At 37.9% G+C, this 26811-nt stretch carries 24 protein-coding genes; 15 read left to right on the forward strand and 9 right to left on the reverse strand.

Features of this window, described 5'->3' with window-relative positions:
- The first annotated feature begins 25 nt into the window (after positions 1 to 25).
- On the forward strand, positions 26 to 1045 hold the full coding sequence (locus REI64_RS12890; protein ID WP_308850543.1) for a sensor histidine kinase: 1020 nt from the start codon (positions 26 to 28) through the stop codon (positions 1043 to 1045).
- A gap of 8 nt (positions 1046 to 1053) precedes the next feature.
- Complete coding sequence (locus tag REI64_RS12895) at positions 1054 to 1827, forward strand: LytTR family DNA-binding domain-containing protein (RefSeq protein ID WP_308850544.1); 774 nt, start codon at positions 1054 to 1056, stop codon at positions 1825 to 1827.
- Between the two features lies 1 nt (position 1828).
- Here REI64_RS12895 and ruvC read toward each other — a convergent pair whose 3' ends face one another.
- A complete protein-coding gene (gene ruvC, locus REI64_RS12900) occupies positions 1829 to 2395 on the reverse strand; it encodes a crossover junction endodeoxyribonuclease RuvC (RefSeq protein ID WP_308850545.1) in 567 nt (188 codons plus the stop codon).
- 126 nt (positions 2396 to 2521) lie between these two features.
- On the opposite strand from ruvC, the gene REI64_RS12905 reads away from it, so the two are divergent.
- From REI64_RS12905 to REI64_RS12925, 5 genes are read left to right on the forward strand one after another with little or no spacing between them, the layout of a single operon-like run.
- The gene (locus REI64_RS12905; protein WP_308850546.1) at positions 2522 to 2746 is read left to right on the forward strand and encodes a hypothetical protein; all 225 of its coding nucleotides are present in this window, start codon (positions 2522 to 2524) and stop codon (positions 2744 to 2746) included.
- A complete protein-coding gene (locus REI64_RS12910) occupies positions 2746 to 3021 on the forward strand; it encodes a Txe/YoeB family addiction module toxin (protein WP_308850547.1) in 276 nt (91 codons plus the stop codon). The genes REI64_RS12905 and REI64_RS12910 overlap by 1 nt, the downstream gene beginning before the upstream one ends.
- Before the next feature lies 1 nt (position 3022).
- The gene (locus REI64_RS12915) at positions 3023 to 4000 is read left to right on the forward strand and encodes a lysylphosphatidylglycerol synthase domain-containing protein (protein WP_308850548.1); all 978 of its coding nucleotides are present in this window, start codon (positions 3023 to 3025) and stop codon (positions 3998 to 4000) included.
- Positions 3978 to 5111: a glycosyltransferase gene (locus REI64_RS12920; protein WP_308850549.1), complete on the forward strand. Its 1134-nt coding sequence runs from the start codon at positions 3978 to 3980 to the stop codon at positions 5109 to 5111. The genes REI64_RS12915 and REI64_RS12920 overlap by 23 nt, the downstream gene beginning before the upstream one ends.
- A 1-nt stretch (position 5112) precedes the next feature.
- Positions 5113 to 6258, forward strand: coding sequence for an ABC transporter permease (locus REI64_RS12925; RefSeq protein ID WP_308850550.1), 1146 nt, complete (start codon positions 5113 to 5115; stop codon positions 6256 to 6258).
- Positions 6259 to 6443: 185 nt separating this feature from the next.
- On the opposite strand, the gene REI64_RS12930 is transcribed toward REI64_RS12925, so the two are convergent.
- Positions 6444 to 7574, reverse strand: coding sequence for an ATP-binding protein (locus tag REI64_RS12930; RefSeq protein WP_308850551.1), 1131 nt, complete (start codon positions 7572 to 7574; stop codon positions 6444 to 6446).
- Positions 7575 to 7940: 366 nt separating this feature from the next.
- Between REI64_RS12930 and REI64_RS12935 the strand changes: the two genes are divergently transcribed.
- From REI64_RS12935 to REI64_RS12945, 3 genes are all read left to right on the forward strand, one after another.
- Positions 7941 to 8546: a ribonuclease HII gene (locus REI64_RS12935; RefSeq protein WP_308850552.1), complete on the forward strand. Its 606-nt coding sequence runs from the start codon at positions 7941 to 7943 to the stop codon at positions 8544 to 8546.
- Positions 8543 to 9766 carry a glycosyltransferase family 4 protein gene (locus tag REI64_RS12940; protein ID WP_308850553.1) on the forward strand — a complete coding sequence of 408 codons (1224 nt, stop codon included), beginning with the start codon at positions 8543 to 8545 and terminating at the stop codon, positions 9764 to 9766. Before REI64_RS12935 ends, REI64_RS12940 begins: the two co-directional genes overlap by 4 nt.
- 106 nt (positions 9767 to 9872) lie before the next feature.
- Positions 9873 to 11114, forward strand: coding sequence for a WG repeat-containing protein (locus REI64_RS12945; protein ID WP_308850554.1), 1242 nt, complete (start codon positions 9873 to 9875; stop codon positions 11112 to 11114).
- 65 nt (positions 11115 to 11179) lie between these two features.
- Here REI64_RS12945 and REI64_RS12950 read toward each other — a convergent pair whose 3' ends face one another.
- A complete protein-coding gene (locus tag REI64_RS12950; RefSeq protein WP_308850555.1) occupies positions 11180 to 11620 on the reverse strand; it encodes a carboxymuconolactone decarboxylase family protein in 441 nt (146 codons plus the stop codon).
- 115 nt (positions 11621 to 11735) lie between these two features.
- Complete coding sequence (locus REI64_RS12955) at positions 11736 to 12350, reverse strand: Crp/Fnr family transcriptional regulator (RefSeq protein WP_308850556.1); 615 nt, start codon at positions 12348 to 12350, stop codon at positions 11736 to 11738.
- 136 nt (positions 12351 to 12486) lie between these two features.
- Between REI64_RS12955 and REI64_RS12960 the strand changes: the two genes are divergently transcribed.
- The 4 genes from REI64_RS12960 to REI64_RS12975 all read left to right on the forward strand — a co-directional run bounded on the left by REI64_RS12960 (position 12487) and on the right by REI64_RS12975 (position 19169).
- Positions 12487 to 13785 carry a DASH family cryptochrome gene (locus REI64_RS12960; RefSeq protein WP_308850557.1) on the forward strand — a complete coding sequence of 433 codons (1299 nt, stop codon included), beginning with the start codon at positions 12487 to 12489 and terminating at the stop codon, positions 13783 to 13785.
- Positions 13786 to 13900: 115 nt separating this feature from the next.
- Entirely contained in the window at positions 13901 to 16705 is a 2805-nt protein-coding gene (locus REI64_RS12965) for a 2-oxoglutarate dehydrogenase E1 component (protein ID WP_308850558.1), read from the forward strand.
- A 95-nt stretch (positions 16706 to 16800) separates the two neighbouring features.
- Positions 16801 to 18039: a 2-oxoglutarate dehydrogenase complex dihydrolipoyllysine-residue succinyltransferase gene (gene odhB / locus REI64_RS12970; RefSeq protein WP_308850559.1), complete on the forward strand. Its 1239-nt coding sequence runs from the start codon at positions 16801 to 16803 to the stop codon at positions 18037 to 18039.
- Between the two features lie 395 nt (positions 18040 to 18434).
- Positions 18435 to 19169 (forward strand): DUF2490 domain-containing protein, encoded by a 735-nt coding sequence (locus REI64_RS12975; RefSeq protein WP_308850560.1) that lies wholly within the window; start codon positions 18435 to 18437, stop codon positions 19167 to 19169.
- 115 nt (positions 19170 to 19284) lie between these two features.
- Here REI64_RS12975 and REI64_RS12980 read toward each other — a convergent pair whose 3' ends face one another.
- From REI64_RS12980 to REI64_RS12995, 4 genes are all read right to left on the reverse strand, one after another.
- Positions 19285 to 20037, reverse strand: coding sequence for a head GIN domain-containing protein (locus REI64_RS12980; protein ID WP_308850561.1), 753 nt, complete (start codon positions 20035 to 20037; stop codon positions 19285 to 19287).
- A 63-nt stretch (positions 20038 to 20100) separates the two neighbouring features.
- Positions 20101 to 21756: a M1 family metallopeptidase gene (locus tag REI64_RS12985; RefSeq protein WP_308850562.1), complete on the reverse strand. Its 1656-nt coding sequence runs from the start codon at positions 21754 to 21756 to the stop codon at positions 20101 to 20103.
- 68 nt (positions 21757 to 21824) lie between these two features.
- On the reverse strand, positions 21825 to 23702 hold the full coding sequence (locus REI64_RS12990; RefSeq protein WP_308850563.1) for a CocE/NonD family hydrolase: 1878 nt from the start codon (positions 23700 to 23702) through the stop codon (positions 21825 to 21827).
- 170 nt (positions 23703 to 23872) lie between these two features.
- Entirely contained in the window at positions 23873 to 24046 is a 174-nt protein-coding gene (locus REI64_RS12995) for a hypothetical protein (RefSeq protein ID WP_308850564.1), read from the reverse strand.
- Positions 24047 to 24370: 324 nt separating this feature from the next.
- Between REI64_RS12995 and lpdA the strand changes: the two genes are divergently transcribed.
- Entirely contained in the window at positions 24371 to 25777 is a 1407-nt protein-coding gene (gene lpdA, locus REI64_RS13000; RefSeq protein WP_308850565.1) for a dihydrolipoyl dehydrogenase, read from the forward strand.
- A gap of 85 nt (positions 25778 to 25862) precedes the next feature.
- On the opposite strand, the gene REI64_RS13005 is transcribed toward lpdA, so the two are convergent.
- Positions 25863 to 26762: an AraC family transcriptional regulator gene (locus tag REI64_RS13005; protein ID WP_308850566.1), complete on the reverse strand. Its 900-nt coding sequence runs from the start codon at positions 26760 to 26762 to the stop codon at positions 25863 to 25865.
- Positions 26763 to 26811 lie beyond the last annotated feature (49 nt).

The following is a 26811-nucleotide window of genomic DNA, read 5'->3' on the forward strand; positions in this document are numbered from 1 at the left end:
AGGCTACTTTTTATATTTTTATGCAATGAAACTTCTGAAAACGTTACAGCTTCATAAATATTTCTTAGGCTTTATATTTTTGTTCGGCTATGCGCAATCTATACAAGGCCGCATTCTAGTAAGAAACACAGTTGATTTTTACACATTCACACCAGAAGCGGCAATAGGTACTTTCATAGAAAGTTGCATTGTCTTCTTCATTATAGCGAGCTTTTTAAAGCGCTTTCAAAGAAATAATGATTTGAGTTTTAACTCGGTTGCAAAAGTTTTTGGGCTGTCGTTATTCTCGTATCTTTTGGTGGCAAATCTCTTTTCCGCATTAGTTGCAATCATTTTTAACACATGGGATCGAAATTTTACTTTTAATGTTGTCGTAAATAATAATATTGGAAATGCCTTAGACGTATTTATATATGGCGGCTTTTTCATCGCCTATTTCTTTTATCAGAAAAATAAACGTGATGCTCAGCAATTGATAAACTATAATAAGGCATTGGGCGATAGTAAAATTAACCAGTTGAAATCGCAGCTTAACCCGCATTTTTTGTTCAACAACTTAAATGCGTTAGATCAGCTAATAGAAGAAGACAAGGGCAAAGCTTCAGATTTTCTGAATGATTTTGCAGAACTTTATCGTTATGTGCTTGACGTATCAAACAAGCAATTAGTTCCTATAAAGGAAGAACTGGCCTTTGTACAATCCTATTTTCGAATTATGCAGTACAAATTTGGCAATGGATATCAGCTAGAAGTTGTTGTTCCAACAGCAGTTGATGGTTTTATTGCTCCGCTAGCGCTACAACTACTTGTCGAAAATGCCATAGAACATAACTTGGGCACAGCTGCAATACCTATTAAAATTCGCATAGAAATTACAGCACAATTAAAAGTAACTAATAATATTGTTGCAAAAAAGAGTAAAAAGATAGGCGGTGGAAGGGCTTTGCGAAATTTGAACGAGCAATATTCATTATTAGCTGATCTACCTATAGAGATTAAGAAAACCGAAACCACCTTTGCTGCAAGTTTACCCATTATTAAATAGAAAAGCCGATGATTAAAGTTGTAATTATAGAAGACGAGGCGCCCGCGGTAAGGAAACTAAAGCGATTTTTGGAAGAATTGAATGAGCCGATAACCGTAGTGGCAGAGTTAACAACAGTAGAGGGTGCTGTAGCTTTTTTCAAGAATGGTAAAGCTGTTGATATTGTTTTTTCAGATATAGAATTAACGGATGGTAACGCTTTCGATATTTATAAAGAAGTAATACCGAGCTGCCCAATTATATTTGCTACCGCTTACAATCAATTTTTGATGGATGCTTTTGAAAGTAATGGCATAGCCTATTTACTAAAGCCGTTTTCTTTTGATAGGTTTGAAAAAGCTTGGCAAAAATTTAAGCTACTTTATCAATCGAAGCCCGAACTGAATAATTCGATAATAGAAAAGTTGGGTGTGTTGTTGGGACAACCGCCTGCCCAAAGAAATTACCGAACCAGATTTTCTATCAATACAGCTACTGGCACGTATTTTTTAGAAACTAGTGATGTTGTTTTTTTTAATGCAGAAGAAGGTGTTGTTTTTGCGATAGATCATCAAGGTAAAAATCATCTATTAACACAAGCTACTTTGAAGCAGATAGAAGAAGAGGTAGACCCAAAACTGTTCTTTAGAATTAATAGAGCACAGCTTGTTCATAAAACTTATGTTGCAGGGATGGAACGCTATAATAAAAATACTTTGGCCATTAAGTTAAAAACTGGAGGCTCATCTTTAATTACCAGTCAAAGTACAACGTCCGCTTTTAAAGATTGGGTGGAGAAATGAGTTACTTCACCCTCTTCTTGTTATCACTAACAAAAGCCTCCCAACCAGAATAAGATTTGCTTTTGCCGCCAGCAGTAGCAATTCTTTGGAAAGAATGACAAACCGCCACAGCCAAACCATCGGTAGCATCTAAAAATTCTGGAGTTTCCTTAAAGTTTAATAAGCGTTGCAACATTGCGGCAACTTGCTCTTTAGTTGCGGTTCCTTTTCCTGTAATAGATTGTTTAATTTTCCTCGGTGCATATTCCGATACTGGGATCTCTTTAGAAAGTGCAGCAGCCATGGCAATACCTTGTGCCCTTCCAAGTTTCAGCATTACCTGTATGTTTTTTCCGTAGAACGGAGCTTCAATTGCTAAAGCATCGGGTTTGTAGGTTTCTATCAAAACCATTGTCTTTTCGAAAATGCGTTGAAGTTTAAGGAAATGGTCGTCTAGGTGATCCATACGAACGATGCCCAAAGTGATCAGCTCCATCTTACTGCCTTTCTCCAAAATTACGCCATACCCCATAATTGCAGTACCCGGATCAATCCCTAAAATAACACGTTCCTTTTTTTCAGCTAGCATAGCACAAAAATAGAACTTATTTACACATTCGGTGTTTTGTTTAAATTGTCTCTCCAATATTTAATCATTTAAGTTTATGCGTGTTTTTACTTACTTTTGTGTAAGTAGAATAAAAATAAAAAAGTCATGACTACATTATCGTTTGAGATAGAACCATCAGAAGTTTCAAAGCTTAAAGCTGTACTGAAGGCATTGGGTGTGAAAAAAATCAAAATCCAGGAGGATAAAACTGAATTGACAAAAGATGAATTCTACGCAAAAATCGATAGTTCTCTCGAACAAAGCGAACAAGGGAAAGTTCATAAACTTACGCCTGAATTAAAAAAGGAACTTTTTAAAACTGTTTTATAATGTATGACGTAGTTTTAACAGACAACGCCAAAAAAGACATTATAAAACTAGAAAAATCCGGCGATAAAAAATCATTAAAAAAATTGTTATCCCTTTTGGATGTTTTAGAAAATCACCCAGAAATAGGAACGGGTAAGCCTGAGCAACTTAAATATTTTGACGTGCCCACTTGGTCTAGACGAATATCGGATAAGCATAGACTGGTTTATCAAATTAAAGAAAAGATAGTAACGATATTGGTGCTTTCAGCTTGGGGACACTATAACGATAAGTAAATTGACATCCAGTTATAAAAAAATACTAGCCACATTTATCAAAGTAGCCGTTGTGGCTTTTGCTTTTTGGTTCATTTACAATAAGCTCACTAAACATAACGACCTTAAAGAGTTTGTAAAGTTATTAAAAGCTATTCCAGAACAACAAATTTGGTTGGTGTTAGGAAGTGTCTTTTTGCTAATGCTTTTTAACTGGGGTTTAGAGGCGGTGAAATGGAAACAGCTCATCGAGAGGGTAGAGCAGATCAGTTTGTGGCGAGCAGTAGAATCCGTTTTTTGCGGCTTAACTTGGGCAGTTTTTACGCCAAATCGTCTAGGCGAATACGGTGGTCGGGTATTCTTTCTATCTCCCAAAAGAAGAATAATTGGCGTAGTAGCTATGACGGTGGGCAATATTGGTCAGTTAGTGCTAACCAACGTATTTGGCGCCATTGCAGTGTGTGTTTTCGTACATCGTTTCATTCCCTTAGAACCTATCATTTTTGCGGCAGTATGCGGATTGGCAGCTGTATTCGCATTGTTTTTTCTGATATTCTATTTCAACATTAAATGGTTAAATGGTTTGCTGCTTTCTATTCGGTTTACCAGAAAATACAAGAAATTTTATTCGGTATTGGCCCGATATCAAAAGAAAGAACTGCTTCAAATTTTACTATTTTGCCTAGCACGCTACGCCGTATTTACAACACAGTACATCATCATGTTTCTGTGGCTAATTCCAAATTTGAGCGCTGCAGATATCATCATGTTAGTGCCTATTTTGTTCTTTGTACAATCTACATTGCCATCTTTAGATTTGCTGGATATCGGCATTAGAAGTATAACCGCTTTATTTTTCTTCAAGTATATAACAACACAAAATACAGCGGTTGTGGCATGTATTGCGAGTATTTGGCTCATCAATATCATAATTCCTGCTATCTTAGGCTCATATTTCGTTTTTAAACTCAATATCTTTGGAAATACTCGACGCGATTAATTATTTCTCCGCTTTTCTAACCCTCATCTATGTGTTTGTGGTCATCACTTTCATTATTGGGTGGATTAGGATTAAACCGTACTTAAAAAGCTCGAAACAACCAGTTACGATGGTTTCAATTATCATCGCAGCTCGCAACGAAGAAGATAAAATTGCCAAAACCATTGACGATGTACTGGCACAAAGTTACCCCAAAGAATTGTTCGAAGTCATCATTATCGACGACCATTCTACCGACCGCACCGCAGAGATTGTGAAGTCTTATGAAAGTATCCATCTCATACAGCTTAACGAAGCTAAAGCACTCAACTCTTACAAAAAAATGGCTATCCAAACAGCAATTGGACAAGCCAAAGGCGATTTAATTATTACTACAGATGCCGATTGTAGAATGGGAGCAGGTTGGCTGGCAACCATCGTTAATTACTATGAAGCTACGGGTTGCAAAATGATTTCATCCCCTGTGGCATATTTTGAAGAAAAAAGCTTTTTTGAACGTGCACAAGCCCTAGAGTTTGCCTATTTGATTGGTTTGGGAGCATCAACCATCGGCAACAAAAATCCTAGCACCTGCAACGGCGCAAACTTGGCTTACGAGAAAAAAGCGTTCTTCGAGGTTGGTGGTTTTAAAGGGATTGATGACTTGGCCTCTGGTGACGATGAGTTGCTGTTGCACAAAATGTCGGCTATTTACGGCGATAAAATTGGCTTCCTTAAAAATAAGGATGCCGTAGTTTACACCCATGCAAAAGAAACCCTTGGCGAGTTTATTCAGCAGCGTCGGCGTTGGGCTTCAAAAAGTACTCGCTACAAAGATAAATCGGTTATTATTTTAGGCGTTAGTGTTTGGTTGTTTAATCTCAGCATTATCATTAATGCATTACTTGCTATCTTTTTTCCAGCCAGCACTTTACCTTTCTTAATTTTCCAGTTGGCAGCAAAACTATTGGTAGAGTTTATTTTCCTCAATAACATGATGAATTTCTTTAAAAGAAAAGCTTTGTTATGGTGGTTGCCAATTTTAAATGTTTTGCATATCATCTACATTGTTTATATTGGCATTGCTGGAAATTCGGGTAAATATAATTGGAAAGGCCGAATGGTAAAATAACATGGCAAATACTACACAATCTGCTAAGGTTTGGAAAAAGTTTAAACGAAATACGCTCGCTCTAATTGGCCTTATTTTTATAGTTTTAATGGTAGTAATTGGTGCGTTGGGTTACTTGATAACGCCAGACCAAACACCTTATGCCAACACGCAACAACTACAAATTGGTAAGGAAAAACCTGGCAGCAAATTTAAATTTTTAATTGTTCAGCGATACAGTAGCGTAAAAGACGTAGGTTTTTTTGAAAAGATGTTGTATGGCCAGCCAGCAAAATTTAAAAGCGTACCAATTACTTCGTATAAAATTGTGAACGATGAAGTTCATGCTTACGAGTACATTGGCGAAGAAAAAAATACCACTCCCACAGTTTATAAATTGAAAGAACTTTGCCACAGTTGTACGCTACCAAGCAAACTAGGCAATACGCAAATGCTCTTCGAACAAAAGAATATCTACGAACAAAAATTTTGGCTAGGCACAGATATTTACGGTAGAGATTTACTCAGCCGGTTAATTCTCGGTATAAGGGTGTCGCTTTCTGTTGGTTTAATGGCAGTACTTATTTCCATGTTTATTGGCGTAGGTTTGGGTGCCATTGCAGGTTTTTTCGGAGGTAAAATAGACGCCGCTATCAGTTGGTTTATGAACGTGATTTGGTCACTGCCTTCGTTACTTTTGGTTATCGCTATTTCGTTTGCCTTAGGAAAAGGTTTTTGGCAAATTTTCATCGCTGTAGGCTTATCTACTTGGGTAGATGTTGCCCGTTTGGTACGTGGACAGGTAATGGCCTTAAAGCAAGTAGAATTTGTAGAAGCCGCCAAAGCACTAGGTTTTTCTAATAGCAGAACCATCATTAAACATATTTTGCCCAACATCGCCGGACCAATTTTGGTGGTAGGCTCGGCCAATTTTGCCTCAGCAATTTTGTTAGAAACTGGCTTAAGTTTCTTAGGTTTCGGTGCGCAACCGCCCATGCCAAGCTGGGGCACCATGATTAAAGAACATTACGGCTACATCATTATGGACGCCGCTTATTTGGCCATGTTACCAGGTTTGGCCATCATGCTCACGGTTTATGCCTTCAATTTAATTGCCATTGGCTTACGCGATGCCTTTGATGTAAAAGGGCAGAATGTAAGCGTTTAAAATTATTTGAAAAGTAGTTACAGTGCTAATCGGAACCGAAAGTCCCGCTTTACGCTATTCCCGATGAAAAATCGGGATCCGCTTCAATCGGGTTTTAAATGCAAAGCTTTTGCTAAAATCTATGTCTAAACACACAACATGAAGTACAACATACCTTAGTTACAGCTTTGGCGTCCTCCCCACAATTAAGTAATAAAATCTAAATAGTTATCCTGATCTATTACTTCAAAATTGGCATTAGGGTAAGCTTTTGCAAACTCACTAGGGATTTTCGTTTTTTGGTTTTGCCATTTATATTCAAAAGCCGATAATTTATCGTTGGCTTCTTCAATACGGTCTATCTCTTGTTTGTTGTGGGTACGCCAAAAGTAATCTAAAACGTGTTTTTCTTTGTAATGAAGCAATTTTATTCGTTCGCTATTCAAATAGTTTTCCCATAGTTTGCCAACATCGTCACGCATATTTAACGGATTAAACGAATTGATAATGGCGTTACGGATGCCATTGTCTACAAAATACCACTTTTTCATCTTGGTAATTTCGTTATCACGGTTGCGGCTAAAACCACTCACACTATAGATGATGAAGACCTTGCTAAACAGGTCGAGGTATTTTTCTACCGTGTTTTTACTAATTTGCAAATCTCTGCCCACGCTTTCTAAAGATATTTCACTACCAGTTCTAAAAGCAATCATTTGTAATAGCGCAATAATTTTATCTCGTTTTTTAATGCCTTCAAAAGCTAAAATATCTCTTAATAATTGATTGTGGGCAAGTTCTTTTAAGTAGCTTATTTTGTCTTCTCTATTGATGATACTGCTTAGTTCTGGATATGAGCCAAAAATGAGCCTTTCTTCTAAATTGCTTTTGGTTTCTAAGTAGTTTTCCTTTTCAGAAAATTCTAATTGCGCAATAGGATAAAGATGAAGGGTACTCATACGGCCAACTAGGGGCTCGCCAACTTGGTTGTTTATTTCAAATGCCGATGAACCTGTAATCAGTATTTTTATACCAGGTATGGTATCTACCATTAGCTTTAGCTTTTTTCCAATATTGGGTATTTCTTGAGCTTCATCTATAATGAGTAATTGTGTATCGCCAAGTAAACGCTTAAAGTTTGCAGTGCTTTGTGTAGCTAGTAGGTTATGAGTTTCAATATCATCACCATTAAGCAATAGCTGTTTGTCGTTACTGTTTTTTGAAATGTAACTAATCAATTCTGTTTTGCCAACACGGCGAGCACCTAAAATAGCCACTACTTTATTGGGCTTCAATTTCTTGAAAATTGTTTTTTCTAGCGCTCTAGGTATTTCCATATTACAAATATATCATATAATTTATTATTTCCGTTAGTTTATTGACGGTATTTTTATTATTTCCGTCATTTAGTTGACGGTATTTTTATTATTTCCGTCATTTTGTCGTTTTAACGGTTGAGGTGTTTACTCTATAATGCGGTGGTAAATTTGCAAGGGATATGGTAACACCTTTAAAGAAAGCATACGTCTTTGCCATTCAAACCCGATTGAAACGGCAGCCCCAAGAGAGTGTTAACGAACGAGGGCTACAGTGTAAAGCGGGATTAACTTTTTTTAACATCACTACCATTGCTTTTCAAAAAACTAAAATTATAATTTTCATCACTATTGCGAGTAAGACTTTAGAAGTGCTATTTTTGTAATATGCTGTTAAATTGTTATCAAATAGAACTCATTGAAGCTGGTTGCGACGAAGCTGGACGTGGCTGCTTAGCTGGTCCGGTAGTAGCAGCAGCAGTAATTTTACCCAAAGATTTCTATTTGGAAGGCTTAACAGACTCGAAACAATTAACACACAAACAACGCGACGAACTGCGTCCAATTATAGAAAAAGAAGCTTTAGCTTGGGCAGTTGCCATGGTAGACCATGAAGAAATTGACAGAATTAATATTCTTAATGCTTCGTTTTTGGCTATGCACAGAGCACTAGACCAACTGTTACTTAGACCAGAATACTTGGTGATTGATGGTAATAGGTTTAAGGCCTATCAGGATGTGAAACATGCTTGCATTGTAAAAGGCGATGGTAAATACCTCAACATCGCGGCAGCTTCTATTTTAGCAAAAACACATCGCGACGAGTATATGGCAAACTTAGATATCGATTTTCCAGCTTACGATTGGAAAAAAAACAAAGGATATCCAACTATTGCACACCGAAATGCCGTTATCAATGTAGGTTTATCTCCCTACCACCGAAAAACATTTAATGTCAGAGATCCGCAACTAATTCTACCATTCGAAACGTGAGAGTGCTACTGTTAAGCCATAGAGTTCCTTTTCCGCCAAATAGCGGTTATCCTATAGTAGTTTATAATACGATTAAGGGCTTACAGAAACTTGGCGCAGAAATTACCTTGTTTAGCCTTAATAATTCTAAAGAATATGTAGATGTAGATGATATTTACGATCCTGTTTTTGAAAAAATAGATTTCCATTCGTTTACCATAGATATTGAGGTAAATGTTTGGGATGCTTTTGTGAACGTGTTTTCTAATCAATCTTACAACGTTTCTCGCTTTTTTGACAATGATGCCGAAAAGGTGTTAGAGAATGTGCTGAGAGAAAAGGAGTTTGATATAGTGCAATTTGAAGGGCTTTTTGTGGTGCCTTATTTAGATACGGTTAAGCAGTACAGCAAAGCAAAGTTGGTTTATAGGGCGCATCATATCGAACACGATGTTTGGGAGCGTTTAGCGCAACGAGAACGCTTTACACCTCGTAGAACTTACTTAGATTTTTTAGCTCGTAGGTTAAAAGCTTACGAAATGGAACAGATCAATCGCTTCCACCAAGTTTTTGCCATCAGTAATCCCGATAGGCAGAAACTGTTGTTGATGGGCTGTGAAACGAGGTTGGATGTTTTTCCAGTAGCTTTAGATTTCGAGAAATACAATATCGATACTTCTAAAACCAGTTTTCCAACTTTGTTTCACTTAGGAGCAATGGATTGGCGACCAAATAAAGAAGGTTTGGAGTGGTTTTTGGATGAAATTTGGCCAGATATTGAAGAACTGAGCGGCGAATTACGTTTCTACATAGCTGGTAAAAATATGCAGAAACAATTCTTCGATTACGATTCGGATAACCTGATTGTAGAAGGAGAGGTTTTTGATGCGGTAGATTTTATCAATAGCAAGGCGATCATGATTGTGCCGCTGCTTTCTGGTAGTGGTATGCGTGTAAAGATTATTGAAGGAATGGTGATGCAGAAATGTATTATTGCTACAAGCATGGCAGCAGATGGAATAGATTGCAAACATGGAAGGGACATTTTAATTGCCGATACACCTGATGAATTTTACCGTGCCATACTGAAATGTATTACCCATCCAAATAAATGGCAAGAAATAGGAAGAAATGCACGTAAAACGGCAGAAAAGCATCATGAGGTAAATGCCAACGCAAAGCGGATGTTCGATATTTACGGAGAGTTAGTTGCAGTTAAAGACGATTCATCGATAAGTTAAAATTTTCAAAACATTCATGACTTCTTTATTCCGTTTCCTTCTTGGTTTCTTAGTCGTGTAGGGAGTGAATATAACCTTTACACAAATAATATTTCTACATTAGGTAATGACTAAAAGCATAAGCCTAATAACACTTGTTTTCTGCATTTTCTTGAGCTATGGCTGCTCGAAAAATAGAAGTGAGCTTGAACAAGCAAAAGACGATTTAGAAGATTTTGTAGCTAAATCTGAAAACATGATAGAATTGGCTGATTTGGAGTTTAATGTTAAGCCAGTACAAATTAATTCGAACAAAGCTTTTGATGAAAAAGACTGGAATAACTTTACCGACCAACAAAGGAAATACCTTTCGATAGACGGATTTTTGGCAAAAGTGAATGAAGATTTTTTCTTAGCAACTGAATTTGGTAAACCAAAAAGTTCGGTTTCAATTTCACTTAATATATTGGATGCAAACGAATTGTTAGGGCTGGGGGATGATGCTGAAGAAGCTTCTGTGGTGATGCCTCAATTTAAACCTAGTTTACTGCATTTTTGGGATGGAACTTCGGCTGAGGCCAACTATAAAGTAGCTAAAAATACCGAGGAGCTGGAGTACAACCATTTTCTTATAGCTGCTTCTAAGCCTATTCGATCTATCGATTTTGATGTTCAGTTTAAGCATTATATATCTACTGCTTATCGTTTAGATGATGCTAATCCGAAAATTAAAGTAGGGGATGGCTATATAGAAATGAAAAGTAACGCTGATGGAGAGGTTAAATTGAACTATCCTAAATCTCTGTCGGAAAAACTTAGTGAGGTGCAGGGTTTTTATAAAGATGGTAGGGCGCTCAGAAAATTAGGAAGCAGTTCTTACTCTATTTCATCTGCAGCAACTATAGCATGGCTGAAAAAAGCGTTGCCAATTTACGAAGAAGCAATTTCGCTGATAGATGAACAAAAGTTAAAGACTGCTCAAGAAGTTGAGGCGCATTTAAAAAGTAAATTACCTTTAAAGCCTACTCAAGACGCTCAAATGGAGTTTGCTAAGTATTATTTCTCAGGTCCGGTAAATCATTTAATGGTATATGTAAAAAACGATAAGCCGCAAAATGTAACCAAAAAGGTTAATGTTAAGCTGCTTAAAGAAATGGACGCAATTGGTAAAGAGGGCTATTTTGTAGCGGTTGACAGCAAAAAAGGTTTGAAAGGAGTAGTTGATGTAAAAGGTAATTGGGTAATCAATCCTATTTATGATGAGATTAGAGCAATGGGAGACGAGAAGTTTGATGTACGGGAAGGTAGAATTGGCACCCCGAGAAAACTAGATGTCAAAAACAAGAAGTTTATTAACCTGCTGCCTTAGCACAGCAATATGATTGGCAAAATTAAACTTACGAAGTTTCTAAAACTTCGTAAGTTTTGCGGTTGCTACGATTTTGGAACCTCCAAATTTGTACTAATCGCAATTCTGTTCCAGCCATTAATAGCTACACAAGCCATAATAATCTGTGCTACATAACTTTCTCCAAAAGTATCGACTGCTTTTTTGTACAAATCATCGTCAACGCCACCGTGGCTAATTAAAGTGATTTTTTCGGTTAGACCTAAAATGATTTTTTCTTCCTCAGTAAACAAATCGGTTTCTCGCCATGCGTTTAATAAAAAGATACGTTGCGGAGTTTCGCCAAGTTTGATGGCGTCTTTAGTGTGCATATCTAAACAAAACGCACAACCATTAATTTGTGAAGCTCTAATTTTGATCAACTCTTTATGTGATTTTTTTAAATCTGTCGTTAGCAAATAGTTTTCAATTCCAAACATTGCTTTGTAGGCATTCGGCTCCAGTTTCGATATATCTATTCTTTTCATCTTTAAATTTTTTAATTGTGATTTGATGAAACAAAGTTACTGTTCGTTACTTTTAGAAAACTTAAACCAGTTTAAGAAAGATAGTTTCTGAAAATTTAACCACATAGACACATAGCTACGATTGTTGCTCTATGTGTCTATGTGGTTTCTGTTGTTTACCTAGATGTTTCTTCTTGATCTCGCTTAAATACTCTGGTGTAAAACCGAGATAAGAAGCTAACATGTATTGCGGCACACGCTGCAAAAACGCAGGTTGAACTTTTGCGAAATAGAGGTACATTTCTTCTCTCGAATAGTCGTTGATGTATTTAATTCGTAGTTGAGAGGCAGCGAAAGATTTTTCGTAAACCTTTCGAAAATACCTTTCCATCTGTGGAAATCGGTTCAGCATTTTTTCTTGCGCTTCGTAGCTAATAGCCAAAACTTCCGATTTTTCAATTGCCTGTATAGCGAAAGAGCTGTTTTTCTGTTCTAGAAAAGCAAGATTGTCCGTTATCCACCAGCTTTCTATGGCAAATTGAGTAGTTTGCTCAACACCCGTATCCTTCATAAAAAATAGGCGTAAACATCCTTTCAAGACAAAGAAATGCTTCCTGCAATATTGCCCTTCTTCTAACAAGATTTCCTTTTTATTTACAGAAAGAACTTCGAAGAAAGTAAGAATTTCAACAAATTCCGCTTCAGTAATATTTGCGAATTTTTTAATGTGTTGATTTAATGGATGGGACATGGTTGGCTAAAGATAGCTTTTTCCTTACTGATTTGTATTTCAACAATGTTTTACTGTGTTATATCTATGTAAAAATGAAGTGGCTAATAAAAGTTTGGGCTAAATTTTTCGCAAATTGCAAACGCTTTAACTATGAATGGCTAAGAATATGGGCAAAAAGATTTTAGTTTGGTTTAGAAATGATCTTCGCTTGCACGATAATGAAATGCTGGTGGAGGCTATTGCTAAGGCTGATGAAATTTTGCCGGTTTATGTATTCGATCCACGCCATTTCGAGCAAACCCAATATCATACCTACAAAACTGGTGCTACAAGAACCAAATTCTTAATAGAGAGTGTTGTTTCTTTACAGCAATCTTTACAGGCAATGGGCGGTAATCTGCTGGTGTTACAGGGGCATCCGGAGGAAGTATTGCCAGCTTTAGTGGTTAAGCACGACATTGCCGAGGTTTACCATCACAGAGAAGTAGCGAGCGAAGAAACTGCAGTGAGTATAAAACTGGAAGATGCGCTTTGGAAACAAAAGGTAAATCTGAAGCATTTTATTGGGCACACGCTTTACAATAAGGAAGATTTGCCTTTTCCAATTAAAGATATACCTGATGTTTTTACACAGTTTAAAAAGAAGACTGAGCGTGATGCTGTAGTAAAACCCTGTTTTCCAACGCCTAATGCTATCAGTTTTTCAGGTATTGACGACTGGGGTGCAATTCCAGAAGTTAAGGACTTGTTGCAAGATGAAGCTGTGGCCGTATTAAAAATCCAATCTGAGTTTATCGGTGGAGAAAAAGAAGCTTTAACACATTTGCACGACTATTTACATGCTGGCGAAGGAATGGTTTTAGCTAATGCCACTTTGAAAAAGCATGAAATTGTATCGAAACTTTCTGCTTGGTTGGCACTTGGATGTTTGTCGCCTAGAGAAGTGTATTGGAAAATGAAAGACGCCGAAGCAACTCACGGTGTTAGGCCTTTTTTTCATCAAATTGTGTTGGGTTTGTTGTGGAGAGATTACTATCGCTTCATGTTCAAAAAATATGGTAATACCTTTTTTAAGCCTCAAGGATTTAAGAAAGATGGTGCACCGCTGCTATTAGAAAATACATCTGCCTTGCAAAATTGGAAAGATGGAGAAACTGGGCAACCGCTAGTTGATGCCTGCATGCAGGAGCTAAATACAACTGGCTATATTAACCAGGTGGCGAGGCAATTGGTAGCAACTTATTTAGTAAAGGAGTTAGAAGTAAATTGGGTGCTTGGTGCTGCTTATTTTGAAGAGCAATTATTAGACTACGCACCGGCAAGTAACTGGGGTAATTGGGCTGCTGTTGCTGGTGTTGGCAACGACCAAAAATTGTCAAATAGTTTCGATTTTGAGAAGCTGCTGAAAATTTTAGATCCAAAAGGTGCATTCGCACAGGTCGTTCGAGCGTAAAAAAGCGTCTATATTTTAGTTACACTTTTTAAATTTATTTAAATGTGATTTTATTGCCTTTTCTAAAGGTAAAATCCTAATTTTGCAATACTTATCGTAATAGTTATATATACAAATGGATAACCTAACTTATCTTAACGGCCCCAACGCCGAATATGTTGATTCCCTATACCAGAGTTATAAAGAAGACCCTAATTCTGTAGAATTTGGATGGCAAAAGTTTTTTGAAGGTTTTGATTTTGGTAGAAGTGCTGATACTTCTGCTGTAAGTGGAGGAGATGCTCCAGAGCACTTTCTGAAAGAAATTAGCGTGCTAAACTTGATTAACGGCTACCGTCAACGTGGACATTTGTTTACCAAAACTAACCCAGTTAGAGAAAGACGTAAACACTTACCAACTTTAAATATTGAGAATTTTGGTTTAGCTGCGGCTGATTTGGAAACCGTTTTCAATTCTAGTGTTGAATTGGGTATTGGTGCAGCAAAGCTGAAAGATATTGTTGCCTTTTTAGAACAAACTTATTGTGGTTCTATTGGGGTTGAGTATAAATATTTGCGTACGCCAGAAGTGCTTTCTTGGTTAGAAGGTAAAATGGAAGGCAATCGTAACACGCCAAAGTTATCTGATGAGGAGAAAGTTAGAGTGGTTAAAAAGTTGAACGAAGCTGTTGTTTTCGAGAACTTTTTAGGTACGAAATTTTTAGGTCAAAAGCGTTTCTCTTTAGAAGGTGCAGAGGCTTTAATTCCGGCATTAGATTCGGTAATTGAAAAAGGTGCCGATTTAGGTATTGAAGAATTTGTGGTTGGTATGGCACACCGCGGTCGTTTGAACGTGTTGGCTAATATCATGCAAAAAAGTTATAAAGATATTTTCACTGAGTTCGAAGGAAGAAGTTACAATGAAGAAACTCCTTTTGGTGGCGACGTGAAATATCACTTAGGTTACTCAACAGATGTAACAACTAATAATGGTAAGAGCGTTCACTTAAGCTTGTGCCCAAATCCATCGCACTTAGAAACTGTAGATGGTATTGTGGAAGGTATGAGCCGTTCAAAAATCGATTTCAAATACGCTGGCGACGATGGTCGTTTAGCTCCGATCTTGATTCACGGTGATGCTTCTGTAGCTGGTCAAGGTATTGTTTACGAGGTAATCCAGATGGCTGGTTTAGATGGTTACAAAACTGGCGGTACCATCCACTTGGTAATTAACAACCAAATTGGTTTTACTACTAACTATAAGGATGCTCGTTCTAGTACTTACTGTACAGACATCGCTAAAGTAACTTTATCTCCAGTTTTTCACGTAAATGGTGATGATGCTGAAGCTTTAGTTTATGCAATTAACTTAGCAATGGAATACCGTCAGAAATATAGAAATGACGTATTTATCGACATTCTTTGCTACCGTAGATTTGGTCACAACGAATCGGATGAGCCTAAATTCACTCAACCGTTATTGTACAAGGCTATTGAGAAACACGAGAATCCATTAAAGATTTATGTGGCTCAATTGGTTAAAGAAGGCAAGCTTGATGCCGATGGCGCCAAGGAAATGGAAAAGGAATTTAAGGCTCGATTACAAACTTCATTAAACGAGGCTAAAGAATATAATGCAGCATTAGCTGATGTTAAATTTGGTGGTGCTTGGGCTGATTTGCGTATCGCAACTGCAAAAGATTTCGAAACTTCTCCAGAAACTGGTGTTAAAAAGACAACCTTGTTAGAAGTTGCGAAAAGAATTACCACTTTACCAAAAGAGAAAAAGTTCTTCAAAAAGATTGAAAAATTATTTGATGAGCGTTTAAAAATGGCAACCGAAACTCATGTTTTTGATTGGGCTTTGGGCGAGCAATTGGCTTACGGTACTTTATTAGCCGAAGGTAAACGTGTTCGTTTAAGCGGCCAGGATGTAAAACGTGGTACTTTCTCTCACCGTCATGCGGTATTAACTTTAGAAGATTCGGAAGAAGAGTACACTCCGTTATTAAATATTTCAGAGCAACAAGCTCAGTTTGATATCTACAACTCGCACTTATCTGAGTACGGAGTTTTAGGTTTCGAATACGGTTATGCAATGGCTAATCCTAATGCGTTAACCATTTGGGAAGCACAATTTGGTGATTTCTTTAACGGAGCTCAAATTGTAATTGACCAATACATCGCAAGTGCGGAAACTAAATGGCAAAGAGCTAACGGCTTGGTCATGTTATTGCCTCACGGTTACGAAGGTCAAGGTCCAGAACACTCATCGGCACGTATAGAGCGTTTCATGGAGCTTTGTGCAGAGTACAACATGCAAGTAACTAACTGTACTACTCCAGCCAACTTCTTCCACGCATTGCGTCGTCAGTTTAAACGCGATTTCCGTAAACCTTTGGTGAACTTTAGTCCTAAGAGTTTGTTACGTCATCCACTTTGTGTAAGCCCATTAGCAGATTTTACAACTGGCGGTTTTAAAGAAGTAATTGATGATGCTAATGTAAAAGTGGCTGATGTGAAAAGGGTTGCTTTCTGTTCAGGTAAAGTTTACTACGATTTGTTGGAATCGCAGAAAAAAGAAGGAAATAAAGATGTAGCCTTAGTTCGCGTAGAGCAGTTATATCCAACTCCTGTTGACCAAATGGAAGCTATTGTAGCGAAATACAAAAATGTTGAGGATGTCGTTTGGGTACAAGAAGAACCAGAAAACCAAGGTGCTTGGCCGTATTTGTTGCGTAGATTAAGAAAAACATCATTAAATAAAATTGATGTAATTTCGAGAAAAGAAAGCAGCAGTCCGGCAACTGGTTACATGAAACAACACACTAACCAACAAGCTTACATTGTGGCTAAAACTTTCGAAACTTCGGTGGCGGAAGTAGCTAAAAAACCGCTTAAAGAAACTGCAAAAAACGCGGTTAAAGATAAAGTAGATTAAGAAACGTAAATAAAGACTAGCGTTAAGCGATTAATGATAGGCGTGAAAATGCCATTCTCTAATCGCCAAACGCCAAACAAAACATATAATTTAATATGAGTTTAGAAATCAAAGTTCCGCCAGTAGGCGAGTCGATTACCGAGGTAGTATTATCTCGTTGGGTTAAAAACGATGGCGAATTTGTAGAGATGGACGAAATTATTGCGGAGTTAGAATCAGACAAAGCAACTTTCGAACTTACTGCAGAAAAAGCAGGAACTTTAAAAATTGTTGCTAGCGAAGGTGATACGCTAGAAATTGGTGCAGTTGTTTGCTCTATCGAAGAAGGTGGTGCTGCTCCGGCTGCTGCTAAAGAAGAAGCACCAAAGGCTGATGCTCCTGCGGCAGATAAAGCTGCGGCTCCAGTTGCTGAAAAAGAGTCTAAAGAGAGCGTTGATAGCTACGCTTCTGGAACTCCATCTCCTGCTGCTGGTAAAATTTTAGCAGAAAAAGGTATTGATGCAGCTAACGTAAAAGGTACTGGCGTTGATGGCAGAATTACCAAAGAAGATGCAAACAATGCACAAGCTGGTAAGCCTGCTGCTAAGGCAGAAGCTCCTAAAGCTGTTGCAGCTCCGGCTCCAGTTGCTGGTTCTAGAAATGAGCGTGCTGAAAAAATGTCGCCATTGCGTAAAACAGTTGCTAAACGCTTAGTTGCGGTTAAAAATGAGACGGCTATGTTAACTACTTTTAATGAGGTTAACATGAAGCCAATTATGGATTTACGTGCTAAATATAAAGACCAATTTAAAGAGAAACACGGTGTTGGTTTAGGCTTTATGAGTTTCTTCACTAAAGCGGTTTGCGAAGCTGCTAAAGACTTCCCTGCGGTAAATGCTCGTATTGATGGCGATCAAATCATTTTCAACGATTTCGTTGATGTTTCTATCGCTGTATCTGCTCCTAAAGGTTTGGTAGTGCCAATCATTAGAAATGCAGAAAGCATGAGCTTAGCGCAAATCGAAAAAACTGTAATTGAATTAGCTACTAAAGCTAGAGATAGTAAATTGACTATTGAAGAAATGACAGGTGGAACTTTTACCATCACTAATGGTGGTGTGTTTGGTTCAATGATGTCTACACCAATTATCAATGCGCCTCAATCTGCAATTTTAGGTATGCACAACATTATCGAGCGCCCAATTGCGGAAAATAAAGAAGTGGTAATTCGTCCGATGATGTACATTGCTTTATCTTACGATCACAGAATTATCGACGGACGTGAGTCTGTAGGTTTCTTGGTACGTGTTAAGCAGTTATTGGAAGATCCAGCTAGATTGTTGTTAGGAGTATAGTCTTCAAATTAAGAAATGAAGATTAGTTAAGGATTTTCTTAATTTCCCTTAATGCCCTTCATGGTTTAAAATATGCAACCTTGTTCATGAAAATGAGCAAGGTTTTTTTTATACACGATCCATAGACGTATCGTCATTCCCGCGTAGGCGGGAATCTTAAAGCAATAAGTCTATTTAATTATGTCATCGCATTACGATTGCCAGTCGAGCTGGCAATGACGAGAAGAACAAAATTATTTGTCTACTTTCTGTTACGTTTTATGCTTTCTAATTTGATTTTAATATTTTCGTTGAACACACAAGATTAAAACCAGATGAGACCGTCATGATTTTCAATAGTTAATTTTTGAAACATCATGACAGCTTCATCACCTTTAAGAACATATTAAAACTAAATGAAAAAAATTGTACTTGTCGCTTTCTTTAGCGTATTCACTTCTTTGCTTCATGCCCAAACTGTAAACCAAAACACAGGATGGCTTTTCTTTCTAAACAGTACCAAGTTTAACGATAAATGGGGAATGCACTTTGATTTGCAACTTCGCTCTGAAGATAATTGGGATGGAGTTAGAAATCTGCTTGTAAGGCCTGGGATTACTTATTACATCAATAAAAATTCAAATGCAACTTTAGGATATTTATTCACTCAGACTTATTTGCCTGAGTTATATCCGGTTTTTGCTCCAGGCGTAACACCTTATGAACCGAAGTTTACCTTAACCGAGCATCGTATTTGGCAACAATATATCTACAACCAACAACCCTGGAAAGGAGCGGTTTTAAGTCATAGGTTTAGGTTGGAACAACGTTTTATAGAGCGTCAAACAGATGAATTGTTTTCTCAGCGTTTCCGTTATTTCTTTAGGTTAGTTCAGCCGTTGAAAAAGCAAGAAGGTGCATTTACCAAAGGTATGTTCGCTGCTTTGCAAAACGAACTTTTCTTCAACCTCCAAAATAAAGAAAAGTTAAATGGAAGCTTTTTTGATCAGAACCGAGCTTATTTAGCTGTTGGTTACCGTGTTTCTAAAAGTTTTGATATCGAAGCCGGATATCTAAACCAAAGTATTAAGGGAGCTAATGCTAATACAGTAAACAACGTTGCACAGTTAGCTTTGTATACTAGGTTTTAATTAATTGGTCGTCATTGCGAGGTACGAAGCAATCTTAAAAGGTTTGCTATATCTATAGTTGTAAGATTGCTTCGTACCTCGCAATGACGATACGATATAAAATCGCCCTTTTATGCTAATCCAGCTTCTTTACCCCACCAGAGCCTAAAAATTTCTTTTCTGAAATATTTGCATTGCCAGTGTAATAAACTTTTCCAGAACCACTAATAAAGGCGCTAATTTCACCATTTGTGTGTACATAAGCAGTTCCAGAACCACTGATTGTTGCAGAAAACGCACCCACTTTTAAAGCTCCTTTTTTTGCTAAAACACCCGAACCACTTATGGTTGCGCTTGCTTCATCTGCTTCGCCGGAAATGTTTAATTTGCCCGAACCGCTAACTACACCTGTTAATTCGCCAACATTCACAGTTGCTGTAATAGAGCCAGAACCACTTAGTGTGGTTACCAACGAATTTTCCGAGATAGTGCCCTTAACACTGATAGAGCCGTCGCCGCTCATGGTTAAGCTTTTAATGGTTTTCGCACTTACATGAGCAACAATTTTCTTGTCTTTGTATTTGTGAGCCCAGCTAGTCCAGCTCATTTTTGGCCTAATAATTAAAGCACTTCCTTTTACTTCGGTAACCAAAGTGGAGATTGCTTCTTCATCGCCTTCAAATCGTATACCTTCTTTATTGCCCAAAGTAACAATCACTTGCAAAGGTCCACCAGCAGCAACAGCGTTGAAGTTTTTAACCTCAATATCTGTAGTTTTTACTCTCGATTTCGCAACGCTAATATTAATTGGTAATTCTGATTGTACCGGATTGGCTGTGGCAACTATAGCAGCTAACATCAAACCAATAGAAATATATTTTTTATCCATTTTATGTGATTAATCTATGTAAAAGACGTGCTTTGCTTTAAAAACGTTGCATCAACTAAAAACTTATTCTGCTTTTTTAGTATTCACATAAAAATTTCGTTCTACAGAAAAGTTGCCGTCATTAACGGATGTATCAATTTTTGTAGTTTGCCATTCATTTGTAGGCTTAATCAAAGTATATTCACCAGCTTTTAACGAAACTTTCACAGGCATATCGAAACCAGCAACATCGGTTAGCCATCTGTATTTTAATTCTACCTTTTCAATTCTGTATTCCAAGGTTGGAATATTGGCATGACGTAAATATTGATCGAAAACCTTGTCTAGCTTTAACCCGCTTTGTTTTGCAATGTATGCTTCTACTTCTGCAGATGTAGTTGTAGAATGATAGAAAGTCTTATTCAAGCCCCTTAAAATCTGTCTAAACTTTTCATCATCATTTATTAACTGGCGGATGGTGTGAACTAGGTTTGCGCCTTTATAGTACATATCGCCATCACCTTCGGTATTGGTATTGTAAATGCCAATAATTGGCCCTTTGTTGCCTATGTTTTGCCTAATGCCGATAACATAATCTTCGCCAGCAGTTTTGCCTTGTGTACTTTCGGTAAACAGTGCCTCAGAGTAAGAGGTGAAACCTTCATGTACCCACATGTCGGCAACGTCTTTGGTGGTAATATTGTTGCCAAACCATTCGTGACCGGTTTCGTGAATGGTAATAAAATCCCATTTTAAACCATGACCAGAACCTGATAAGTCTTTGCCTAAGTATCCTTTTTTGAATTGGTTGCCGTAAGCTACTGCACTTTGATGTTCCATACCTAAATGTGGTGCTTGTACCAATTTATAGCCATCCTTATACCAAGGGTAAGGCCCAAACCAATATTCGAACGACTTTAGCATTGGCTTTACATCAGCATCCCAATGCGGACGAGCTTTGGCACTGTCTTCTTTCAGAGCATAGAAATCTAAGGTCAACTTGCCTTCCTCGCCGTCGTAGGTGTCTGTCCAATGAGCATATTTGCCAATGTAAAATGCAATGTTATAATTGTTGATGGGATTTGCGACGAACCAGTGGTGTTTAGTATAGCCATCCTTGCCTTCAATTTTACCACGTGAGCGACCGTTAGCAATGCAATCTAAATCTTTTGGTGCACTAATGCTTACCAACATACTATCTACCTCATCACTTTGATGGTCCTTATTTGGCCACCATACACTTGCCCCTAAACCTTGGCAGGCTACTGATACAAACGGTTTGCCAGATTTGTCTTTCTTAAAGATAAAACCTCCATCCCAGGGTGCGTTTTTAGCTACACGTGGGTTGCCATTATAGAATACCGTAAAACGATCTTTACTACCTTTTTTAATTTTAGGGAATTTCACAAAAACCGCCGCAAACTCTCTTGTGAACGGTAACTCTTTACCTTTGTAAACTACTTTCTCTACATTTAAATTCTCAAACAAATCGAACTGTAATTGTTCGAAATCTTTGGTTGCTGTAAATGCAAATTCATTGCTTCCACTAACTGATCTGTTGTCGATATCAATCTTTACATCCAAGTGGTAATAATTGATGTCATAGCAAGTTCTTAAGTCCGTTAAGGCTCCTCTTAGGAATTTGGCTCTATCATTTGTAGCATTACTGCCAAGCATGTTTTGAGCAAAAGTTGTTGCTGAAAATGCTAAAAAGGAAAGTGCAAGGAATGTATTTTTCATGTGACTATTTTTAACCACATAGACACATAGTTTTTATCTGGTTACTATGTGTCTATACGGTTTTCTTCTTATGGTTTAAGTACTGGCAAAGATAAGAAAGAACCATCGGCATTGCCATGATAAATTCTGTGCGTTGCCTTTTGGAAATCATTTGGTTCTGCTTCGTAAATATTCATGAATTTCTGCGGATTTCTATCTGCCAAAGGAAACCAAGAATGTTGTACTTGCACCATAATTCGATGTCCTTTTTTGAAAGTATGGCCAACATCTGGCAGGGCATATTTCACGTTGGTTGCTTGGTTTGGCACAAATGCTTCAGAATTTTCGAAGCTATTTCTGTATTTGCCTCTTAAAATTTCGCCACGCACCAACATTTGGTAACCTGCCATCATTTTGTTTTTATCAGCGGGAGAAACTTCTTTGGTATCTTCTGGATAAACATCAATTAACTTTACCACATAATCTGCATCAGTGCCCGAAGTGCTGACCAATAAATTAGCTAAAATTGGTCCGGTGAGTGTGATGTCTTCTGTTAAAACATCGGTTTGATAAGTTTTCACATCAGGTCTTCTAGCGGCAAATCGTTGGTCGTCTATCATGTATTCTCTGCTGCGGTTGGCTTGTATGCCATCTTGATAGGGAACAGGTGCATTTGGGTCGCTCACATATTCATCGAAACTATTGTTGGTACTAGGTTTTGTGAAAGAAAGTTTCCCGTTAGGATGGAAGTATAAGGCTTTAAGCTCAACATCTTGTGGAGGCCAAGTATTAAACTTTTTCCATTGGTTGCTTCCAGTTAAGAAAATGTTTGCCTCTGCTGCATCAAATTTTCCTTCACCTTTGAGGTAATACTTGAAGAAAGGTAGTTCTAAATTATCTTGATAGTAAGTACTTGTGGCAGTTCCAAAGTTGATATCGCCAAAACTGTCGCCTTTGCCGCGTACCCAACCACCGTGGTACCATGGTCCAGCTACCAAGATATTGTTTGCCTTTGGATTTTGTTTCTCGATAGCTTTATAAGTTTCGAAAGCACCATAAGCATCTTCAGCATCAAAGAAGCCACCAACAGTCATTACCGCAGGTTTTACATCTTTCAAGTGCTTCACAATTTGACGGGCTTGCCAAAAGGTGTCTAGGTTGGGGTGTTTAAACAGGTTGTTCCAAAACTTGATGCTGTCGCCCATGTATTTTTCTTTCAGGTTTTTTACCGAGCCAGCCTCTAAATAGAAACGGTAATTGTCTTTAATTGGAAATTGGAAAGGTTTAGGGCCTTTGTCTGGCGTAATGGGTTGCGGACGAGGAACACCAAATGAAGTCATGAATTTAAAGGCATCCATTAAAAATAGCGCACCGCCATGATGGAAATCATCGCCAATAAACCAATCGGTTACTGGCGCTTGTGGCGAAACAGCCTTTAACGCCGAGTGAGATTTAATTAGTGAAGCAGTAGAGTAGAAGCCTGGATAGGAAATACCGTACAAACCTGCTTTGCCATTATTGTTTTTGATGTTTTTGAGTAGCCAATCGATAGTGTCGTAAGTATCGGTACTTTCATCGATATCTTTTTTGCCATTGCCCAAATTGGTAGGTCTAATGTCTTCGAAATTTCCCTCGCTCATCCAACGGCCACGAACATCTTGGTAAACGAAGATAAAGCCATCACGCATTACCGCTGGGTAACCGCCTAAGCTAGTTTTATAGTCGTTTTCGCCATAAGGACGTACAGTATATGGTGTTCTGTTAATTAGAAAAGGATATTTTTTGCTCGCAGCGATGTCTTTCGGGATGTAAATGGCAGTGAACAGTTTCGTGCCATCACGCATGGGGATGAGGCGTTCTATTTTGGTGTAGTGGCTACGAACGTAGGCAGAGTCTGTTTCTTGTGCAAAGGTAATTTCTGCGAAAAAGCAAGAAACTAAAAATAAGGTAAAGAATATTCGTTTCATTGTGGTTAGGTTTAGTGCTAAGCAGAAAGCTTAAGACTGAAAGCTTTTGAAGAGAGAAGAAACGCAAATAAAATCGTCATTTCGACGAAGAATGAGGAGAAATCTGTAGCTATAAATTAGGCTAGAGATTTCTCTTCGTCGTTCCTCCTCATCGAAATGACGACAAAGTGTTAGTGACCGCCGTCGGCAGTGTCAATTGGTTTACGAAATGCAAAACCCAAAACGAAATATATAGCTGCGATAACGTACCACACTGTTGGGCAGTCGTTTTTAAATACCAATAATCCAAAAAGTAAAGCGCCTAGGCCAACTATAAAAAATGGAAGGTTTCTTAATCTAATCATATTCAAACTTAGATAAAGTTGTGTAGATAAGCAATAATAATTCTAGTAAAAAGAAACTTTATCTAACTCTTCTATACCATTGAAAATATAAGCATGTAGTTTTTATATAGGAAAATTAAATGAAAAGTTTTGGGGAAATTGTTTTAAAACCCTCTCAGCCTTCGGCATCTTTCCCCTAAATGGGAGAGAAGTGTGCTTGGGAAAATTAATGCTTTTTGGGAGAGGCTAAAACCGTGACCAAGTTTTTACAACATTAAAACACTTAACTTTTGGTGTTTAAGCGGTAAAACGTACATTTGCCAGAACAAAAATTCTTAAAAGATCATGCAATACGATGTAGTTGTTATTGGCTCGGGTCCGGGCGGTTATGTAGGTGCCATCCGTTGTGCACAATTAGGTTTAAAAACAGCGGTAGTAGAAAAATATAAAACTTATGGCGGTACTTGCTTAAATGTGGGTTGTATTCCGTCTAAGGCATTGTTAGATTCTTCGGAGCACTATCACAACGCGGCTCATACGTTTACTACTCACGGTATCAATATCAAAGATTTGAAAGTTGATATGAAGCAAATGATTGCTCGTAAGGATGATGTTGTAGCGCAAAACACTGCTGGTATCACTTATCTTTTTAAGAAAAATAAAATCGATGCTTTTGAAGGTGTTGGCTCTTTTGAAGATAAAAACACCATTTTGGTAACTAAAGCTGATGGTAGCACAGAGAAACTGACTGCTAAAAATGTAATTATTGCTACGGGTTCTAAACCTACGGCTTTGCCTTTCTTGCCAATCGATAAAAAACGTATCATCACTAGTACCGAGGCTTTAACTTTGAAAGAAGTACCTAAAACCATGGCAGTAATTGGTGGTGGTGTAATTGGTTTAGAGTTGGGTTCGGTTTATGCTCGTTTGGGTACTAAAGTAACCGTGGTTGAGTTTGCTCCATCTATTATTGGTACAATGGATGCAGGTTTAGGTAAAGAATTGCAACGTGTGTTAAAGAAATCTTTAGGCATGGAATTTTTAACCAACCACAAGGTAACTGGTGCATCTGTTAAAGGTAAAGTGGTTACGGTAACTGCTGATAACGCTAAAGGTGAAGCAGTGAAAGTTGAGGCTGATTACTGTATTGTTGCGGTAGGTAGAACTGCTTACACTGCTGGTTTAGGTTTAGATAAAATCGGTATCACTCCGGAAGAAAGAGGTAACAAAATCCCTGTGAACGATCACTTAGAAACTGCGGTTGCTGGTGTATATGCCATTGGCGATGTAATTAAAGGTGCGATGTTGGCTCATAAAGCGGAAGACGAAGGTATTTACGTTGCTGAGCGTATTGCTGGTCAGAAACCGCATATCAATTATAACTTAATTCCGGGTGTGGTTTACACTTGGCCAGAGGTTGCTTCTGTGGGTCAAACAGAAGAGCAATTGAAAGCTGCTGGTGTGAAATACAAAGCTGGTTCGTTTCCATTCAAAGCGAGTGGACGTGCGAAAGCAAGTATGGATACTGACGGTTTCGTGAAAGTATTGGCTGATGAAAAAACGGATGAAATTTTAGGTGTTCACATGATTGGTCCACGTGCTGCTGATATGATTGCAGAAGCGGTGGTAGCGATGGAATTCCGTGCTTCGGCAGAGGATGTGGCTAGAATTTGCCATGCGCACCCAACTTATACTGAAGCTTTAAAAGAGGCTGCTTTGGCTGCTACTGAAAATAGAGCGATACATATTTAACCCCCAACCCCTAAAGGGGAGTTATAAAATGCATAATATTATAATCCTGCGGTTTGTGCCGTGGGATTTTTTTTATGCGATACTTTTAAATGCGATAAGTGCGAGGGGTATGGGTGGTCTGTTTTTTAAAGAAATTGTTGAAATGAGCGGGATCTTCAAAACCTAAAGTATAGCTAATTTCTGAAATGTTCCAATTGGTATGTTTTAGGAGTGCAATGGCTTCGGTTACCAATCGGTCGGCAATATGAGTAGTTGTAGTTTTTCCAGTTGCTGTTTTTATTGCCCTGTTTAAATGATTGGTATGAACGTTCAGTTTTTCTGCAAAGTCTTTCGCAGAGCGAAGTTTAAATTGTTGCGAACGTGATTCTATAGGAAACTGCCTTTCTAAAAGTTCTGTAAAAACTGCTGCGATACGGGAATTAGCATCAGCGTGTTTGTATAGCGTTTCCGAGGGTTGTAATTTCAATGCGCCATGAACAATCTCCATAATGTAATTGCGAATCAAATCAAACTTAAAGGTATAGTCTGATTTTAATTCATCAATCATTTTCACAAAAATTTGAGCAAAAGCATCGTCTTGTTGCTGATTTAACAAATATGCAGGTTTGCCATTGGGCGAATACATGGGTAATTCTTTTAAACTTCCACGGATATATTCTGCGAAAAAAGCATCCTTAAAAATACAGAAATAGCCTGTAGCATCTTCGGTTAAAGGCTCAAAAGTATAAGGTACTTCCGGATTAAAAAACATCAGAGTACTATCCGAAACTTCTAAGGTTTTATCGCCATAATGGTAAAGATGTTTGCCCCTCATCAGTGCAATTTTATAGAAATCTCTACGACTATATTGTACTGGAGGCCTGCCAGGGGCATTGCATTCTTCTAATCTAAAAACATTAAAATGACCCAAATCAGCATTTATGCCATCAAACTTGAGGTCAAACTTACGTTCGTAAAAATCTGCTAAGGTTTCTAAAGGCTCCATATTGTAAATTTAAAACATTTATAGTGATATTGCTAAACATGAAAACTCA

The sequence above is a fragment of the Pedobacter sp. genome (assembly GCF_031119335.1).
Taxonomy (GTDB): domain Bacteria; phylum Bacteroidota; class Bacteroidia; order Sphingobacteriales; family Sphingobacteriaceae; genus Pedobacter.

Bases quoted from the DNA above. Each gene is read 5' to 3' on its own strand.
- REI64_RS12890 (WP_308850543.1), top strand. From the start codon at position 26: ATGAAACTTCTGAAAACGTTACAGCTTCATAAATATTTCTTAGGCTTT.
- REI64_RS12895 (WP_308850544.1), top strand. From the start codon at position 1,054: ATGATTAAAGTTGTAATTATAGAAGACGAGGCGCCCGCGGTAAGGAAA.
- ruvC (WP_308850545.1), bottom strand. From the start codon at position 2,395: ATGCTAGCTGAAAAAAAGGAACGTGTTATTTTAGGGATTGATCCGGGT.
- REI64_RS12905 (WP_308850546.1), top strand. From the start codon at position 2,522: ATGACTACATTATCGTTTGAGATAGAACCATCAGAAGTTTCAAAGCTT.
- REI64_RS12910 (WP_308850547.1), top strand. From the start codon at position 2,746: ATGTATGACGTAGTTTTAACAGACAACGCCAAAAAAGACATTATAAAA.
- REI64_RS12925 (WP_308850550.1), top strand. From the start codon at position 5,113: ATGGCAAATACTACACAATCTGCTAAGGTTTGGAAAAAGTTTAAACGA.
- REI64_RS12930 (WP_308850551.1), bottom strand. From the start codon at position 7,574: ATGGAAATACCTAGAGCGCTAGAAAAAACAATTTTCAAGAAATTGAAG.
- REI64_RS12935 (WP_308850552.1), top strand. From the start codon at position 7,941: ATGCTGTTAAATTGTTATCAAATAGAACTCATTGAAGCTGGTTGCGAC.
- REI64_RS12945 (WP_308850554.1), top strand. From the start codon at position 9,873: ATGACTAAAAGCATAAGCCTAATAACACTTGTTTTCTGCATTTTCTTG.
- REI64_RS12950 (WP_308850555.1), bottom strand. From the start codon at position 11,620: ATGAAAAGAATAGATATATCGAAACTGGAGCCGAATGCCTACAAAGCA.
- REI64_RS12955 (WP_308850556.1), bottom strand. From the start codon at position 12,350: ATGTCCCATCCATTAAATCAACACATTAAAAAATTCGCAAATATTACT.
- REI64_RS12960 (WP_308850557.1), top strand. From the start codon at position 12,487: ATGGCTAAGAATATGGGCAAAAAGATTTTAGTTTGGTTTAGAAATGAT.
- REI64_RS12965 (WP_308850558.1), top strand. From the start codon at position 13,901: ATGGATAACCTAACTTATCTTAACGGCCCCAACGCCGAATATGTTGAT.
- odhB (WP_308850559.1), top strand. From the start codon at position 16,801: ATGAGTTTAGAAATCAAAGTTCCGCCAGTAGGCGAGTCGATTACCGAG.
- REI64_RS12975 (WP_308850560.1), top strand. From the start codon at position 18,435: ATGAAAAAAATTGTACTTGTCGCTTTCTTTAGCGTATTCACTTCTTTG.
- REI64_RS12980 (WP_308850561.1), bottom strand. From the start codon at position 20,037: ATGGATAAAAAATATATTTCTATTGGTTTGATGTTAGCTGCTATAGTT.
- REI64_RS12985 (WP_308850562.1), bottom strand. From the start codon at position 21,756: ATGAAAAATACATTCCTTGCACTTTCCTTTTTAGCATTTTCAGCAACA.
- REI64_RS12990 (WP_308850563.1), bottom strand. From the start codon at position 23,702: ATGAAACGAATATTCTTTACCTTATTTTTAGTTTCTTGCTTTTTCGCA.
- REI64_RS12995 (WP_308850564.1), bottom strand. From the start codon at position 24,046: ATGATTAGATTAAGAAACCTTCCATTTTTTATAGTTGGCCTAGGCGCT.
- lpdA (WP_308850565.1), top strand. From the start codon at position 24,371: ATGCAATACGATGTAGTTGTTATTGGCTCGGGTCCGGGCGGTTATGTA.
- REI64_RS13005 (WP_308850566.1), bottom strand. From the start codon at position 26,762: ATGGAGCCTTTAGAAACCTTAGCAGATTTTTACGAACGTAAGTTTGAC.